Origin of the sequence: Pedobacter nutrimenti (genome assembly GCF_032678445.1) — a bacterium.
Lineage (GTDB): Bacteria > Bacteroidota > Bacteroidia > Sphingobacteriales > Sphingobacteriaceae > Pedobacter > Pedobacter nutrimenti_A.
The window spans coordinates 144,773-159,376 of sequence record NZ_JAVTSQ010000006.1 but is presented as its reverse complement, the minus strand read 5'-3'; the positions used below and the strand labels follow the sequence as shown (position 1 = coordinate 159,376).

Annotated in this window: 14 protein-coding genes; 5 read left to right on the top strand and 9 right to left on the bottom strand. The window is 38.2% G+C overall.

From position 1 onward, the window contains the following. Positions 1–18: 18 nt before the first annotated feature. Genes R2S08_RS12175 through R2S08_RS12150 form a run of 6 tightly spaced genes read right to left on the bottom strand, consistent with a single transcriptional unit; the run spans position 19 to position 6,479 of the window. Positions 19–816, bottom strand: a complete 798-nt coding sequence (locus R2S08_RS12175; protein ID WP_316835434.1) for a DUF4249 family protein — start codon at positions 814–816, stop codon at positions 19–21. A 22-nt stretch (positions 817–838) separates the two neighbouring features. Beyond that, positions 839–3,445 (bottom strand): carboxypeptidase-like regulatory domain-containing protein, encoded by a 2,607-nt coding sequence (locus tag R2S08_RS12170; RefSeq protein WP_316835433.1) that lies wholly within the window; start codon positions 3,443–3,445, stop codon positions 839–841. Between the two features lie 19 nt (positions 3,446–3,464). Next, positions 3,465–4,424 carry a FecR family protein gene (locus tag R2S08_RS12165; protein ID WP_316835432.1) on the bottom strand — a complete coding sequence of 320 codons (960 nt, stop codon included), beginning with the start codon at positions 4,422–4,424 and terminating at the stop codon, positions 3,465–3,467. Between the two features lie 11 nt (positions 4,425–4,435). Further along, on the bottom strand, positions 4,436–5,044 hold the full coding sequence (locus R2S08_RS12160; RefSeq protein WP_316835431.1) for an RNA polymerase sigma-70 factor: 609 nt from the start codon (positions 5,042–5,044) through the stop codon (positions 4,436–4,438). Positions 5,045–5,062: 18 nt separating this feature from the next. Next, complete coding sequence (locus R2S08_RS12155; protein ID WP_316835430.1) at positions 5,063–5,902, bottom strand: sterol desaturase family protein; 840 nt, start codon at positions 5,900–5,902, stop codon at positions 5,063–5,065. Then, a complete protein-coding gene (locus R2S08_RS12150) occupies positions 5,880–6,479 on the bottom strand; it encodes a FecR family protein (protein ID WP_316835429.1) in 600 nt (199 codons plus the stop codon). Before R2S08_RS12150 ends, R2S08_RS12155 begins: the two co-directional genes overlap by 23 nt. Before the next feature lie 233 nt (positions 6,480–6,712). On the opposite strand from R2S08_RS12150, the gene R2S08_RS12145 reads away from it, so the two are divergent. After that, positions 6,713–9,118: an ABC transporter permease gene (locus tag R2S08_RS12145; RefSeq protein WP_316835428.1), complete on the top strand. Its 2,406-nt coding sequence runs from the start codon at positions 6,713–6,715 to the stop codon at positions 9,116–9,118. A 13-nt stretch (positions 9,119–9,131) separates the two neighbouring features. Here the strand turns inward: R2S08_RS12145 and R2S08_RS12140 are convergent, their stop codons facing one another. Together R2S08_RS12140 and R2S08_RS12135 are read right to left on the bottom strand one after the other, a co-directional pair. Continuing rightward, the gene (locus R2S08_RS12140) at positions 9,132–9,518 is read right to left on the bottom strand and encodes a VOC family protein (RefSeq protein WP_133778288.1); all 387 of its coding nucleotides are present in this window, start codon (positions 9,516–9,518) and stop codon (positions 9,132–9,134) included. An 88-nt stretch (positions 9,519–9,606) separates the two neighbouring features. After that, positions 9,607–10,344 (bottom strand): DUF4262 domain-containing protein, encoded by a 738-nt coding sequence (locus R2S08_RS12135; RefSeq protein ID WP_316835427.1) that lies wholly within the window; start codon positions 10,342–10,344, stop codon positions 9,607–9,609. A gap of 263 nt (positions 10,345–10,607) precedes the next feature. On the opposite strand from R2S08_RS12135, the gene R2S08_RS12130 reads away from it, so the two are divergent. Beyond that, positions 10,608–11,198 carry a suppressor of fused domain protein gene (locus tag R2S08_RS12130; protein WP_316835426.1) on the top strand — a complete coding sequence of 197 codons (591 nt, stop codon included), beginning with the start codon at positions 10,608–10,610 and terminating at the stop codon, positions 11,196–11,198. 292 nt (positions 11,199–11,490) lie between these two features. On the opposite strand, the gene R2S08_RS12125 is transcribed toward R2S08_RS12130, so the two are convergent. Continuing rightward, on the bottom strand, positions 11,491–11,838 hold the full coding sequence (locus tag R2S08_RS12125) for a hypothetical protein (RefSeq protein WP_316835425.1): 348 nt from the start codon (positions 11,836–11,838) through the stop codon (positions 11,491–11,493). 253 nt (positions 11,839–12,091) lie between these two features. Between R2S08_RS12125 and R2S08_RS12120 the strand changes: the two genes are divergently transcribed. From R2S08_RS12120 to R2S08_RS12110, 3 genes are all read left to right on the top strand, one after another. Beyond that, on the top strand, positions 12,092–12,553 hold the full coding sequence (locus tag R2S08_RS12120; RefSeq protein WP_316835424.1) for a hypothetical protein: 462 nt from the start codon (positions 12,092–12,094) through the stop codon (positions 12,551–12,553). A 37-nt stretch (positions 12,554–12,590) separates the two neighbouring features. Continuing rightward, positions 12,591–13,166: an O-methyltransferase gene (locus R2S08_RS12115; RefSeq protein ID WP_316835423.1), complete on the top strand. Its 576-nt coding sequence runs from the start codon at positions 12,591–12,593 to the stop codon at positions 13,164–13,166. 157 nt (positions 13,167–13,323) lie between these two features. Further along, entirely contained in the window at positions 13,324–14,598 is a 1,275-nt protein-coding gene (locus tag R2S08_RS12110; RefSeq protein WP_316835422.1) for an amidohydrolase, read from the top strand. Positions 14,599–14,604 lie beyond the last annotated feature (6 nt).

Sequence of the window (14,604 nt, the reverse complement as noted above, 5' to 3'; positions counted from 1 at the left end):
GCAAGTAGAAATTATCACTCAAGGCACCACTACAGTCTTCCGTTCTATAGTCTGTGCACTGAAAAAACCTAAAGCCCCGCCACTAATATTTCCTTGCGGATTAGAAGCTGGTAGGCCCTCACCAGATCCATCAGCCCCAGATAAACTAAAAAGGTAAATATACACTGGTGCTTCAATACAATGCATCTCTGCAATAAGTTTATCTCCTTTCATTACATTCCTGGTTACATCCTTGGTTTTGTTTTCATAAACCAGATATTCTGAAATATTCTGTCCATCCACAAACTCATCACTAACCACCTTGAAACGCCGTTGAAGTTTATTGTTAATCAACTCCTGAAACCAGTAATAATTGCCAAGGCCAGGCGGATCTTTAAAAGCTATCTTTGCCTCAGTTCTCACGGGATCATAATCAGCAGCATTTAAGGAAAAAGATATAAAACGTACTACTTTCGGCATAGTACTTACTGCATTAAACTCCTGTTCCCCAATTTTCACCTTCAACTTATACGTCTGGCCCGGTACTCCTTTCAAATCCAAATCCTGGTAAATCCCGGGGCTAGTCTCACTAAGTACTCTGGCCACGCCCTTGTTTTCAATCTGTACCACGGCCTTGCTCACTCCAACAAACGTGTTTGGATCCTCAAAATTCTTAGACTGACTTATCGTTACCTTACAAGAACCCGTCTCGTTCTGCACAATCCCTTCAATTACATATTTAAACACGGGATCCTGAGGGCTAAACTGTAATTTATCCTCACAGGATTCCAGAGTTACCAAAGCAAATAAAAGAAATAAGAAATGCCGTATGTTCATTACAGTATAGTCTGTTTCATCGTTAAAACTTAAAATTATAAGAAACAGAGGGGACAAACCTAAATAAAGTAATCCTTACTGCCTCTGTTTGATTTGGATTTGACGGATCATCTCTGAAAACAACTCTATAAGCATTCTTGTGCCCATATGCATTGTAAAGACTAAAATTCAGATCTGAAGAGTAACCCTTCGTTTTTTTGAGAGAACGCGTAATGCCAAGATCAAGCCTGTGGTAACTTGGCATACGATCCGCATTTCTTGCCTTAAAATAATAATAACTATAACCAAGCACATCATACTTTACATTAGGAAAAGTCACCGCATTCCCGGTTGCAAATACCCAATTTGCAGAAAGCGTCCATTTCGTATTGAGCTGGAACAATCCCACCAGCGTAATATCATGTGTCCTGTCCTGACGGGCGTTGTACCATAGGTTATCATTTATTCCATCAATCTTTCTTTCCGATTTTGACAAAGTATAGCCCAGCCAACCAGTGAACCGCCCTGTTTTCTTCTTTAGCAACAATTCCAACCCATAAGCCCTGCCTTTTCCGTACAGCAGGAGTGTTTCAATAGGCCGGTTCGTAAAAAGATCGACCCCATTGCGGTAGTCAATCTGGTTTTTTAATGCTTTATAATAGAGTTCAGCACTTAGTTCCCAAACATTAAAAGCCATGTTTTTATAATACCCCAAAGAAACCTGATCACTGACCTCTGGTTTAATCAAATTGGAACTGGCCACCCAGCGGTCTGTAGGATCGGTAACGCTAGAATTAGAAATCAAATGCAGATTTTGCACGTTACGAACATAAGAAGCTTTAAAAGAACTCATCCCATTCAATGCGAAGGAAGCCGAAATTCTGGGCTCCAGATTTAAATAATTCACCACTTTCTGCCAACTTTTATAGTTCATAGTTGCAGCTACGTTTCCCCTGTCATCTACCTGATAGTAATCACCCTTGCCCAGTACCGTAAATGAAGATAATCTCAGTCCATAAGTCAAGGTAAACAAATCATTCGCTTTCCATATATTGCTTGCATAGAAACCGTTATCCAGCGAAAACCTATCCTGCAGTTTCTGAGATATAAATGCCGATCCAACTGCAGTGGCCTCGCCAGGCTTAATCACATGATAAACCGAATTAAGTCCAAAAGAAAGTGTGTTTCGGTCACTGATATACCATTGCAGATCCTGTTTTAAATTCCAGTCGCGGATCTGGGAAAAAAGATCCAGCGAACTCTGATTGCTGAAATAATGAACAGTATAATCATAATTGCTAAATATCAGCGAAGTGTTCGAAAACAATTTAGGATTAAAAATGTGGTTCCACCGCAAAGTAGAAGTTGCATTACCCCAGTTCAAACCCGATATGTCTTTAGAAGAAAAAACATCTTTCCCAAAATAACCAGAAATATACAATCGGTCTTTATTCCCCAAAATATAATTCAGCTTCGCGTTGATGTCATAAAAATAAAGGCGGGAATTCCTCACTGCAGAATCGGGAGAGAGTTTTAGAAACAGATCGGCATACGTTCTCCGGGCAGAAACCAAAAAAGACGAACGCCCCCTTTGAACCGGTCCCTCCACATTAAGTCTGGCAGAAATGAGCCCAATACCTCCGCTAAGGCCTAATCTCTCATTATTTCCATCGTTCATCTTTACATCTATTACAGAAGATAAAGCCCCACCATATTGCGCTGGCATGCCACTTTTATAAAGAATAACATTTTTTATTGCATCTGAATTGAAGGTCGAAAAAAAGCCCATCAAGTGCGTGGCATTATACACAGGGGCCTCGTCAAGGAGAATTCTGTTCTGATCGTTGGTTCCCCCTCTAACAAACAAACCGCCGCTGCCTTCACCCATCGTAGTTACCCCCGGCAGCAATTGCAAGGTTTTTACCACATCCAGTTCGCCCCCAAGTACAGGAATATGCTTGATGTCACCAATATTTACCCGCTCCATTCCCATTTGAGTATTCTGTACATCCCGCTTCTCATGAACCACCACTGTTTCCAATGTCTGTAACTGTTCTTGTAATTTTAAGTTCAGTATAGTGTCCTTGTTTAATTCTAAAGGAATAGAAATTCCTTTCAATCCCATAGAATACACACTAAGCTTATAAACACCTGCAGGCAAAGCAATGGAATAAAATCCATAACCATTACTCAGAGTCTCCCGCCCCTCAATCCTAACTCTTGCACCGATCAAAGTCTCCCCGCTCTCTTTTTTACTGAGCGTTCCGCTAATTACATATTTTGGAACAGAATTTCCTTGTTCGACAGAGGGCGCCTTCAAAATGGATGTCTCAAAACGGACATACACCTCCTGATCCAATATACTAAATAACAGCCCTCTATCTTTAAAAGCAGTCGTAAGTAAAGCCTTTAAAGTTTGGTCTTTTGCAATTACAGATATCTTTAAATTACTGTTGGCAACACGATCACCATAGGTAAATGTTACACCTCCTTTTGTAGAAATCTCATCCAAAGCATTTTTAAGCTTAGATTCTCGGATCGTTACACTGACCCGTTTGTTTAGCAAATCCTGCGCAAGTACAGGTCCATGCAGTCCAATTAGCCATCCTAAAATAAAAAAAATAAAAACCCGGGAACTAATTTGGATCATCTTTGCTATTTGGTACAAATTATGGAGATAATTTATATCCCTCTCCACTTTTCATCATCCTTATCTCTGTAATCAAGCACAATTTAGTCAAAGTTTCCAGTATTGGACGATCCATATTTAAATTTCCATAAAAGTGCTTGTTCATTAATTTCGGCTCTAATTTTATAGTTACGCTATAATGGTTTTCCAAATCATTTACCACATCAGAAAGCAAATTCCCCTTATAAATAAAAAGGCCTGTCCGTTGGTTCAAAAAAGCAGCAGCTTCAGGAAAAATTATCTTCGAAATCACCTCTGAGGATACATTTACGTTGGCTTGTTCATAGGGCAAGATCTGCAGTTTCTTATCCGCAATAGCCACCGCAACCTTCCCCTTTAATAACGTCACTCGAACTGTAGACATCGCCGCATAAGCGGCTATGTTAAAACTCGTTCCCAGAACGGTAGTACGTACCCTTCCAGTTGTAATCAAAAATGGATGTGATGGATCACGCTTAACCTCAAAAAAAGCTTCCCCGGTAAAATTGATCGCCCGGTTTCCATCTTTAAACCGATAAGGATAAACAAGTTTACTGTTAGGGCTCAACCATATCTTTGTCCCATCTGTTAAATTAACTTGTTTATATTCTCCAGCTCCCGTAAGTACCTCCTGATTACTCTCCCTAAATATATCCTGTACAAAACCGGGCTTTAACAAGTATAAACCACCTAAAATCAACACCAAGGTAGCGGCTATAGAAAGTACCACTCTCATTTTCAATATGTTTCTTTTACCAGTTGGTTGCGTAATGATTTGATTGCTCTCCTGGACTTTTTTTGTATATTCCTGCTCTTGCTCTTCCCAGGTAAGTTCCATTAATTCCCTCACCTGCGGATGATCCTGCTCCATCAGGTCCAGAAATGAATTCATTTCCTCTTCTGTACAGGTATCATTCAGATATCTCTGGTACAAAAGTTTGATCTGTTTATTTTCTTCCACAGTGTATATTTTTAATTGATGTCCATAAACTCCGCAATTGCAATTATAAAGCAAATGAAACTGGCGTGATGACTAACATAAGTCCGGATAAATTTAGAAGCCTCCACAATATGGTTTTTAACCGTATGTTTTGAGATTCCAAGTTGCTCGCCAATCTCTTCATGACTCAGATAATCATTTCTGCTCATCTCATAGGCCAGTTTTCGTTGTGGGGGAAGTTTATCTATCGCGTCCATATAAACCTTTCGGAGCTCCTTCTCATAGAGGTTATCCTCTGTGCTGTTTCTTATATTTTCTATATAAATAAACAGTTTATCGCGTAAGGCCCGATCTTTAGCTACCTTTTTCAGATGGTTGATCACATGGTTCAGCGTAATCTTTTTAATATAAGCCCCAAAATACCATTCAGGGTTAATCTGATCCCTTTTTTGCCAAACGCGCGCAAACACTTCCTGGACAATTTCCTCTGCTGTTTCTCCAGATTTACAAAGTCTGGAAGCATATCTGTAAATCCTCCCCCTATACAGATCATAAACCTCTGCAAAAGCCCGCTGATCTCCATTCTTCAACCTGGTGAGCAGTTCAGTTTGTACTTCAGGATTTACAGATTCTTTTATCATAATTCTGATGCTTTATTCCTAAAGTTTCCTGTCTATTTTACTTAAAGGCGCTTTCATCAAATTGAAAAATTTTGAAGCATTCCCCCCTTTCCACACATCAACTCCATATTCTATATCTTCTTTTTCCCTGAAGGTACCAAATAACCTGTCCCAGATGCTTAGTACATCACCATAATTACAATCTGTATAAGGTAGTTCGAAATGGTGATGTACATGATGAAGATTAGGTGTAATAAACAGTTTGTTTAAAATCCTGTCTGCCTTTGCAGGTAACATCAGGTCTGTATGAGAAGTTAAATTAGATATGGTCTGCACTGTTTGTCTGATGGCCAGCAAACCGAGCGAAGCACCCGATGCAAATACCACAACTGCCAGAAACAGCACTCGCAGTATGGTTTCTCCCGGATGTTCCCTGACAGTTGTAGATACATCCACCTCCGGATCACTGTGGTGTACCATATGAAACCGCCAGAAATTATGAACCTTATGCATCATCCTATGATAAAAATACTCAAAGAAATCAAGTAAAAAGAATCCAATCAGGTACCTTATCCAGAGCGATCCAGACCAGGGCAGCAGGTATAAAATACCCCAATGTCTTGTCGTAACCCAATTGCAAATCAAGAGTACAATGAGTATCAGCCCAACCTGCAAAGGCAGGGCCGTACTCGTAAAAAGCAGATTTACCTTAGTATGGTTCCACTTACTTTTCCAAGGCTGCGTTGAAAGAAAGAGCTCCGCAAACCAAAGAGATAAAATCAGAACAGCAAACAAACCTATCTGAATAAAAGTAGGGTCAGCCTGCAGTCCATATTTCAATCCGCCTGCCGCCATATCAGTTGAGTATATATTGTGCATTTATCCATTCCTTTCTAAGGATACCACTGGCCTTGTCAACGAGAATTTTGCAACCTGTGTTAGCGGTAAGTTTTCGGCTATAATTTGGACGCTCTATGTGAACATTTGCCTGCCCCTCCAATACCAGAACATTTATCCCTGCGTCTTCAGGATAAGCCAAAACGTTAATACAACCACCCATTGACTGTACAATCACCAATCCTGTTTGAATTACAAACGGATACTCCTTTGACTGCACCACATTAAAAACAGCCTGTCCTTCCAGCTGTACAAACCTTTTTTGACCTTTAAAAATCTCAGCATAATAGAGTTTGCTCTCTGGCCCTAGTTTGACTACAGTACCATCAGAGAGTGCAAATTCCTTACACTCCCCCACACCAGTTATGGCTTGATGATGTGTGCTACCGGCAAAACTATAAGTTCCCAAGTGCTCAAAGGAAAGGCGTCCCAGAAGATCAAAAAAAAGTTCCAGCTCTTCTGCAGAGCATTTCTTTTGCTTATATTGAGCATATAGTTCTTTTAAACGTTGAATGTCTTTCATCCTCTTATCTCTCTTAACTTCTAAATGTCCAGCCATCCCTGTCTGGGTTAATTACATCCTAATACAAAAGATAAAAGACCAACGACTATTGGAACCTAAAATATTTTTACCCACACGCTGTACATTACCGCACAACAACTGTACATTAATGAACATAAAATAAATATAATTGAATTTAAGAAACTGAATACAAGACACTTAAATTCGAAAAATAATTTGGCATAAACTTAGCCGAAAGCAGTTTACAAACAAAGAAGAAGAGATTTGATATGCTCAAACTAAATCTGAAAATAGCCTGGCGAAACCTGCTGAAAAACAAGACGTATACAAGTATTAATGTACTCGGTTTAGCACTAGGCCTTGCAGGATTTATCTTTATCCTGATATATATCAACCACGAAAAAAACTACGACCACTGGGATCCATCTCTAAAAAACGTCTATCAGGTACATGAATTAGATTTCTGGGCAATAAAGGAAGGCAAGAAAGAATGGATGGATGCCACAGATCAAAGGTTCGCTGAGTTACTGGAAACTTCCATGCCGCAAGTAGAAGCAGTCACTCAAATGACTGGAGATGTAAACATACAATCCATCATTATTGACAAAAAGGAGCCCTTTCTGCAAAAAGACATTTTATCAGCCAGCCCCTCCTTTTTTAAGGTTTTCCCATTCCATTTTATCTACGGTGATCTCAGCACAGCCTTTAGTAATCCACAAAGTGTAGTCATTAAGGAATCATTTGCTAAAAAGCACTTTGGAAACACAAATCCAATTGGAAAAATCATTAAAATTAACCAGCAAAACTGGACCATACCAAAAGATTATATAATTACTGGCGTAGTGACAGAACCCAAATTTCCCGGCTCAGTCAATTTTGAACTGGTTCAATATTGGCCGCAGAGGAAAACAGAAGATCAATTCTATTCTTTTGCCACAACCTATGTCAAGTTCAAAACAGATCAGTCATTAAGTAATCTAAATCAAATCGCTCAATCTATTTATTTTCCATTTAAATCCGCTTTATTAACAAGACAAAAACAACCAATTGACAATTATATAAAAGCTGGAATAAGACCTTCCGTACGTTTCCAACCACTATATGATGTCCACCAGAATCCCTTGAATGGCCCAAATTGGCTAAGTCTGATTAAACCAGTTATACTACTTTCTACATTATTATTGCTGATCTCAATGATCAACTTTATCAATATGTTTACCGCACAAGCAGTATCAAGGGCAAAAGAAGTTGGAATAAAGAAAGTCATTGGTGCAGACAAAAAATCACTGATCATCCAATTTTTATTAGAAATCGCATTACAATGCACGACGGCCTTGTTTTTGAGTATAGTTCTGCTGGAAGGTTTTTTACCTTATTTAAATCATTTATTTAACCTGTCCCTAACCTTTTTAGGTCACCTGCATAGCCTGGTTGTCATCGCAGAACTGATCATACTACTGGTAGTTGTTACTCTTCTAACAGGTATTTATCCCGCCTTTTTTCTTTCTGCCTATAAGTCTCAGGATGTTCTGAAAGGTAATTTTGGGCACAGCCATAAAGGCAAATTCCTGAGAAGCGCAATGGTGGCGCTACAGTTCATTATTGCAGTAGGTTTCCTTACCAGTATCATCATTATCTCCAAGCAATTGAGTTATATGGAAAACCGAGACCCGGGATTTAATGCCAATGCCATTATCAATGTCCAAAATGGATTTGGTCAAAAGATCGCTAAACAAATCAAAAATATTGATGGAGTTGAATATGTTGGAAGTAATGATGGGATGATTGGTCTAAACCATAAACTAAGTGGTTCATATAAATTTAAGAATGAGTCGAAAAAAATAAACACCGTACTTGTTAATTTCGAAGGCCTGCAAGCATTGGGTGTCAAATTGCAAAAAGGCAGGCTGTTCGATTTTCGAAATGCTCAGGACAGCTTGAGCAGCCTTATTATAAATGAACGTTTAAACAAATCCTATGGTGGAAATATGCTCGGCGAATTCCTATGGGTCAATGACAGTATACCGGCCCAGGTGGTCGGCATTATAAAAGACATCCAGGTGGAAGGATTTGAAAATCTTATTGAACCAACCGTTTACACAGCCTCGAAAGTAAATGCAACAGGTTATCCAATTAATGGAATGAATCACCTCATCAGATTTCAATCACAAAAACAAAAAAGTGTTTTAGCCGAGATAGACAAACTGTGGAAAAGAGCCTATCCATCCTATCCCCTAACATACACCTATGTAAAAGATGATCTGATAAAAGTATTAGACGCCCATCAGCGTTTTAAGCGAATTGTAAAAGTATTTTCATTCCTATCCATCTTCCTATCCCTGATCGGATTATTTTCCCTTGCAGCCTTTTTAACCAGGCAAAGAATAAAAGAAATAGCCATCAGAAAGATTATGGGTGCAGATCACCCCTCTATTTTTTGGCTGCTGAACAAAGAATACCTAAAACTGATGCTGGCCGCAAATGTACTATCGTGGCCAATCATTTACCTGGCAATTAATTATTGGCTCAAGGGATTCGCCTACCGTATCGACCTGCCTATATACCCATTTGTTACAGCATTGATCGTATCCATTATCATTAGCTTGATTACCGTTAGCTTACAAGTAAAAAACGCCGTAATGGCCACACCAGTAGACGCATTAAAACATCAGTAAATCCAAATATAGACTAATCAGTTTCTTCCTTTGGTTCCCAAAGTTCAATAACGTTGCCTTCAGGATCCAGCACATGAACAAATTTACCATAATCATATTCCACAATCTCATCAATAACTGTCACGTTGTCCCTTTTTAACTCGTCAACCAATGCAACAATATTCTCCACTCTGTAATTAATCATAAACGGTTTAACCGAAGGATTAAAATAAGGAGTATCCTTCGGAAATGTACACCAGGCAGTGGCCCCTTTTTTTGACGGATCATCAAGCTCCCGCCACTCAAACGTTACTCCGTATTCACTAGTTGGCAATCCAAGATTTTTGGCATACCATTCATTCATTGCTTTCGGATCATCGCATTTAAAAAATACGCCGCCAAGGCCAGTTACTTTTTTCATATTAAACGTGTTTTACAATTAAGAACTAATATAAAAATAGAAAAAATGTATTGATCATACCGGTGTTAAATATTATATCTATTCAACACTAATCCTGTGCCGTACGTCTCTCCCAACGTTCACCAATTTCAGTTCGGATAGCCTCTTCGCCATAATCCAGATTAAAGATATTATTGAGTGTACAATCATGTAAAATCATTTGCTCCAAAGCCACAAGTTGAATATCTTCCGGTAATTGGTCACCAGTGAGAAACTGCCAGTCGCCGTCTTCATCATGAACAACGTGCAAGATAGACTTTCGTTTTTCAAGCCACTGCCTCGTCGTAAATACACCAAGATTAGTGCTCTCCCTAAATTTAAATTCCGCATTTCTATCCAATAAGGGCTGTCTGTAAATAAACTCTTGCTCAAAATCAATCTCCCACGGAAACCTATCATTTCTATCGGTCCAAACCAACTGGACAGCAGGAAAATCGACCGAATTATAAAAATCTATGGCATAGCCAAAATAATCCCTGATACTGCGTGGGTCAACTTTAACAAACTCAGCCTTCCCCTCGTTAAAAAAATCACTATAAGGTATTCCTGTTTCTATAATTTGATTGTCTTTAACCAAATCAGCAACATCGTTAATTAAAGCATGCAAAGTTTGCACACTCAAATCAAAACAAATAATTTCAGGGTGCCTGTATTTTTGCCAAAGCCCAATGCTATAGGCAAACGAAGGCAAATAATCTGTAGCCTCAATCATGATTACAGAAAGCCCAAACTCCTCAATATCTGAAATTGTTTTCTTATCGTTTCTATAGTTATGTGTTTCTTCCATCTTTATGATATCCTTAGCTTATTTAGCATAACCATTTAAATAATCACATCTTCCTGAGCCTTATTAAGCGAGAAAGAAAAAACGACAAACGAACAAATTAATAAAAGCGTTTTCATATACCCTAAAGATAAAAGATTCTACCGTTATTAAAAAGGAAGGTTCTATTCGGGAAGTTTAAAGTTTACTATTTTCTCAATTTCTTTGGTCAATCCTTCAAATTTAGATTTATAGCCTATTTTGCCTAACTTGCCATCACAATCATTATGAAGATACCAGTCACCAGAACTTATGCAGAACAATTAATAACCCATTACGAATCCTATTTCGGTATATCAGGTAAACCACTAAAATTATCTAAAGGCCCAACAGACAAATTACATCAAGATTTCGTTGTTTTAGAATTCCCTCCAAACAACAAGCATCAAATGTTCTGCTACTGCACAGTAGGTATGTCCGCAGATGGATTCGAAAATGACACAATCGAATTGTTTGTTTACGCTCCAAAGGCAGACGAGATATTAGTTGAGCTTTTAACTGTTTGTGCTTCCTATCATAGAAATAGCAGGCCCCTAGATTTACACCACACAGTTAACATTGGACAGTCCTGGCTAGACAATTCCAAATGCGACCACGGTTTTATTTCATTGCCATATTTAGATGGACAAGAACTAGGAAACTTTGAATTTAATGACCAAAAAATAAACTGCTACTGGTTTATCCCGATAACCGAGGAAGAAAGAGATTATAAAATCAAAGCTGGAGTTGATGCACTAGAGCAACTTTTTGAAGATAAACAGCTAGATTATTTTAATCCAGAGCGAGAAAGTCTAATCAATTCTCGGGAAAAATTTTAAACATCGTCACTGTAAGGAAAAGCGATAGCTTTCCCGAACCTATTAAGCAAAATTGAGACGATAAGACTGCCCTGATTTACATATAGCAATTTACTGCAATCAAAGTTGGCTAAAGGTAATGTTGAATTAGGAATAAAGGCACATTCTCAACAACTTCAAATTCCTTTGCTACACATTCAAACATATTATCGTGAAAAGCTATAATGTAATGTTTAAAATGGTTGTATTTCGTATTAACCACATATTCATCATCATTCTAATTCACTGAATCACAAACCCAAAGGCTAGATTTTTATGCTTGCCCGTCATAATAGAATTTAAGTTCGCCAAGCACTTTCTTTAGTGTTTGTGGTATTAAATTTTCTATTTGACTACTTCCCTTAAAATCCAATTTACCTACATATGATATAAAAAGCGCATTTTCAATTTTAAATTCCACCCCACTTATATTTTCTTCCACAAAATTAAAGCATCTTTTTATTGTCTCTAAGTCCCCTAAATCAATAGCCTTCTGCGTGAATCGTTTAAAACATCCAATTTGTAAAGTAAATATGCCTATGTAATCTTCATCTAATACTTCTTCCCTTATCTCAGGAAACCGATCAACCAAATCTTTAATAAAGACATCTATATTTTTCAAACGCATAAATAATCTACCACTAGTTATATCACATCGCAAAATAAGATTTTTACTCTACTTTCTCTAACCAGCAATCGCACAAGACACCAACAAGAAGATCGGAAATAACTGTCCATGCAACAACTCCAGCCTGCACCCAGGAAAAATAGGATTTTATGGGCGAACCTCAGGGCCTGTAAGGTCCAGAGAGCCCATAAATCCTATTTTTCAAACAATTTCGAGTTTATTCAGCATTATTTCCAATCTTAAACAAATGGAACCACTAACCGAACTAATAGAACCCCAAAACCGAAAACAACTAGAAAGCCACTTTCTAAAACTCCAACCAAATACACTACCAATTTGGGGGAAAATGACACCACAACAAATGGTAGAACACCTCATAGACCAAGTCCAATATACCAACGGCAAAAAAGAGCCATTCTGCGAAGTTCCAGAAGAAGAAGCAAACAAAGCCAAACAAATCAACATCTACACCAATGTAGAGATCCCAAGAAATGTAGTATTCGGAACAGCCCAAGAGCAACTGCTCTATCCAAGCCTATCAGCCGCAATTCAGCAGTTAATGGCTGAACTTGATGATTTTGATCAATATTTCACCAAGCCAGGGAGAACAGCAATACATGGCGGATTTGGACCAATGAACTATAAAGAATGGCTCATCTGGCACGACAAACACTTCTTTCACCACCTAAAACAATTTGGTTTAATATAGAATCTCCATTAAACCTACCTTTATTCAAACTATAATTATGAACGATACCTCTATTAAATTACCAGAAAACTATAAAAGCATCCAGGAAGCATCAAAAAGAATTAATTTTTCCATGCCCTCAGATCTACAGACTGGAAGTTTGCTAAGAACACTGGTAGCATCAAAACCACAAGGTCGTTTCTTAGAACTCGGTACCGGAACCGGCCTTTCCCTCTCCTGGATTACAGAGTCAATGGACAATGAATCTATCATCATATCCATAGACAATAGCGAAGAATATACTTCGGTTGCAAGAGAATTTTTTAAAACAGATCCGAGAGTCGAAATCCTCTGTGCAGATGCCAATGAATGGCTAAAAAACAACCCATATCAAAAATTTGATTTAATATTTGCCGATGCATGGCCAGGTAAATACTCAACCTTAGATGAAGCACTGAATATGGTAAAAACAGGTGGTTTCTATATCATAGATGACATGCTACCACAACCAAATTGGCCTGAAACGCATGGTGAAAATGTTGAGCGATTAGTAAACTATCTTGAAACCAGGCAAGACCTTAGATTCACTAAAATGAACTGGTCAACCGGAATTATCATCGTAACTAAAATCTAAACCCAGTCTGCACCCAGGAAAAATAGGATTTAATGGGCGAACCTCAAGACCTGTAAGGTCCAGAGAGCCCATAAATCCTATTTTTCAAACATAAAACCCATTTGGTTTGTAACATTACCCAATATCCAAAGATCATAGCAGTAAGAAAAAACCTTACATGAAACTCAAACTCCTGCTATTCTCCGCCTTTATCGTACTCTCCAGTTTTCAGCAAAAAAAAGACGAGCCACTAACTCACCAAACAATCACTACCCAAACAGACAAGATCTTCGATAAACTTGTAAAAATCAGAAGAAACTTTCACGAAAATCCAGAATTAGCCGGCAAAGAAAAACAAACACAAGAATTCATAAAACAGTACCTGCTGGATTTAGGATTAAAGGTGGAAACAGACATCTATGGACATGGTATAGTAGGCATTTTAGAAGGAAATAAAAAAGGAAAAAAAATTGCCTGGCGTAGCGATATGGATGCATTACCGAACAATTTCCCAGATAAAGCCGACTTCAAATCTAAAATAGATGGCGTACAACATGGCTGTGGACATGATGTCCACATGGCAATCGCGCTTGGAATTGCAGAAATTCTGTCAAAGAACAAAAAATCATTAAACGGAACAGTCTATTTTATATTCCAGCCCGAAGAAGAAACCTTTGTTGGAGCAAAAGCTATGGTTAACAATGGATTATTTACAAAAATAAAACCCGATGAAATATATGCTTTGCACGTAAGCGCACTTCCAGTGGGTAAGATCATGGCAAAGCCAAATGAAATGTTTGCGTATCAAAAAAGAGTCCGGATAAAGCTAAAAAACGAACTATCGAACGAAGAAGCAAAAGAACTCTCACAGAAAATATACAGAAAGCTATTCCGTACCAAGGCAAATACTACGCCATGGGATATCCAATTCCTCGCCGATCCCAATCTTGGATTAGGCAACCCAAATACGATATTTCAAGACTACCTTTTTATGGATAAAGATTTTCGCATCCGTACAAAAGAAAATGAACTTCTCCTGGAAGCCTATGTTTACGAAACCAACAAATCAAACCAGCAAAACATCATCCCGGAAATAGAACAACTCATTAAAGAAACGAAATATAAAGATCAGTTGATTTCAATTGAATATATACAGAATAATCCCACCATTCAGAACAACGAAAAACTAACAGATCAGGCAATAAACACCATTTCAAAGATATACGGAAAACAAAGCATACTCCCAGACTATGGACAAATTCCGTATTTCAACGATGATTTCGCCTACTTTCAGCAAAAAGTACCAGGAGTCTACTTCTTACTCGGTGGATCCAACTTTGAGAAAGGCATCATCGCCATGAATCATGCCCCAAATTTTATGGTAGACGAAGAATGTCTAAGAATTGGTGTGAAGAGTTTCTCTTCCCTGATAGCAGAAAGGTTAAAACCATGAACAATC

Coding starts and splice junctions, on each gene's coding strand:
- R2S08_RS12115 (WP_316835423.1), top strand. CDS start 12,591: ATGAACGATACCTCTATTAAATTACCAGAAAACTATAAAAGCATCCAG.
- R2S08_RS12135 (WP_316835427.1), bottom strand. CDS start 10,344: ATGGAAGAAACACATAACTATAGAAACGATAAGAAAACAATTTCAGAT.
- R2S08_RS12140 (WP_133778288.1), bottom strand. CDS start 9,518: ATGAAAAAAGTAACTGGCCTTGGCGGCGTATTTTTTAAATGCGATGAT.
- R2S08_RS12145 (WP_316835428.1), top strand. CDS start 6,713: ATGCTCAAACTAAATCTGAAAATAGCCTGGCGAAACCTGCTGAAAAAC.
- R2S08_RS12170 (WP_316835433.1), bottom strand. CDS start 3,445: ATGATCCAAATTAGTTCCCGGGTTTTTATTTTTTTTATTTTAGGATGG.
- R2S08_RS12155 (WP_316835430.1), bottom strand. CDS start 5,902: ATGCACAATATATACTCAACTGATATGGCGGCAGGCGGATTGAAATAT.
- R2S08_RS12160 (WP_316835431.1), bottom strand. CDS start 5,044: ATGATAAAAGAATCTGTAAATCCTGAAGTACAAACTGAACTGCTCACC.
- R2S08_RS12120 (WP_316835424.1), top strand. CDS start 12,092: ATGGAACCACTAACCGAACTAATAGAACCCCAAAACCGAAAACAACTA.
- R2S08_RS12110 (WP_316835422.1), top strand. CDS start 13,324: ATGAAACTCAAACTCCTGCTATTCTCCGCCTTTATCGTACTCTCCAGT.
- R2S08_RS12150 (WP_316835429.1), bottom strand. CDS start 6,479: ATGGCTGGACATTTAGAAGTTAAGAGAGATAAGAGGATGAAAGACATT.
- R2S08_RS12130 (WP_316835426.1), top strand. CDS start 10,608: ATGAAGATACCAGTCACCAGAACTTATGCAGAACAATTAATAACCCAT.
- R2S08_RS12175 (WP_316835434.1), bottom strand. CDS start 816: ATGAACATACGGCATTTCTTATTTCTTTTATTTGCTTTGGTAACTCTG.